General features: G+C 38.2%; 1 protein-coding gene. It reads left to right on the plus strand.

Annotated elements, in window-relative coordinates; genetic code table 11:
- Window positions 1–1,457: OmpA family protein (locus F6464_RS14315; protein ID WP_151108622.1), on the plus strand; the 1,457-nt coding region annotated here is incomplete at both ends.

Consider the following 1,457-nt stretch of genomic DNA (forward strand, 5'->3'; position numbering starts at 1 on the left):
CAAATGCTAAAAGCCAACGGCAAGTATGAAGAAGCCAACAAGCAAATGAAAAAATTTGCAAGCTTGGTACCAAACGATCAACGTGCCCAAACGTTTCAACAAAATCCAAACTATATTGCAGCCTTGCAAAACAAAGAAAAAGCATTTGATGTAAAAGCATTAGAAATCAATAGCGATAAATCTGATTTCGGAGCCTTTTTATCTACTAACGAACTTTATTTTACAAGCGCAAGAAACGCTTCAAGAAAAGAATACGGCTGGAACAAAGAACCGTTTTTAGACATCTACAAAGCCGATTACAATTCAGATGGAACCATCACTAATGCAGCGGCAGTAAACGAGTTAAACTCTAAATTTCATGACGGACCTGTAACTGTAACTGCTGACGGAAACACCCTATATTTTTCGAGTGATAGTTTTAGAGAATCCGCATCACAAAAAGACAAAGCCAACAACCTTAAACTAGGAAGAAACAATTTGTATAAAGCCACAAAAGAAGGAGGAAAATGGGGTTCAATCACAGCATTGCCATTCAATAGCGTAGCCTATTCCAGCAGTAATCCAAGTGTGAGCAAAGACGGGAAAACACTTTACTTTTCATCGAACATGCCAGGAAGCATAGGCGGAGTAGATATTTGGAAAGTAGCGGTAAACGCTGACGGCAGTTATGGTAAACCAGAAAATCTAGGCAACAAAATAAATACAGAAGGCACCGAAAGTTTTCCTTTTATAGCCGATGATAACACGACATTGTATTTTGCTTCTAGCGGAAAACCCGGACTAGGAGGCTTAGATATTTTTCAAGCGGATTTAGCGAAAGGAACTGAAGCTACCAATCTGGGAAAACCGGTAAATACTGAAAAAGATGATTTTGCTTTTACCTTCAACACAGACAAAAAAATAGGATTTTTATCGAGTAATCGAAACGGAACTGACGACCTTTTTGGAGCTACTCCAATTTGCGCCGTGCAACTTCTTGCTATGGTGACTGATGCAAAAACCAACAACATCATAACCAATGCTACTGTTACTCTTGTAGACGATAAAAACAAAGTGGTTACAGCTGCTACATCAAACCAAGAAGGAGAAGTAACCTTTAGACTTGATTGCGACAAAGACTATGCCATTCAAGCCTCAAAAGAGGGCTACGAGAGCAATACATTTGCCGTTGGAAAAACTAATGAGCCGCAAACTATAGTAAACATTTTACTAAAACCAATTGAAGCAATTGTAACAGAAAACGAAGTATTATTGCAACCTATCTATTTTGATTATGATAAAGCCAATATCACCGAAGCAGCAGCAACAGAGTTAGACAAATTGGTAGCGGTAATGAAAAGCAACAAAAAGTTAATCATATTGGCTAAATCGCACACCGATTATAGAGGAAGTGATGCCTACAACCTATCCTTATCAGACAGAAGAGCAAAAGCTACAGTACAATATGTAATTTCTAA

Origin of the sequence: Flavobacterium luteum (genome assembly GCF_008806775.1) — a bacterium.
Lineage (GTDB): Bacteria > Bacteroidota > Bacteroidia > Flavobacteriales > Flavobacteriaceae > Flavobacterium > Flavobacterium luteum.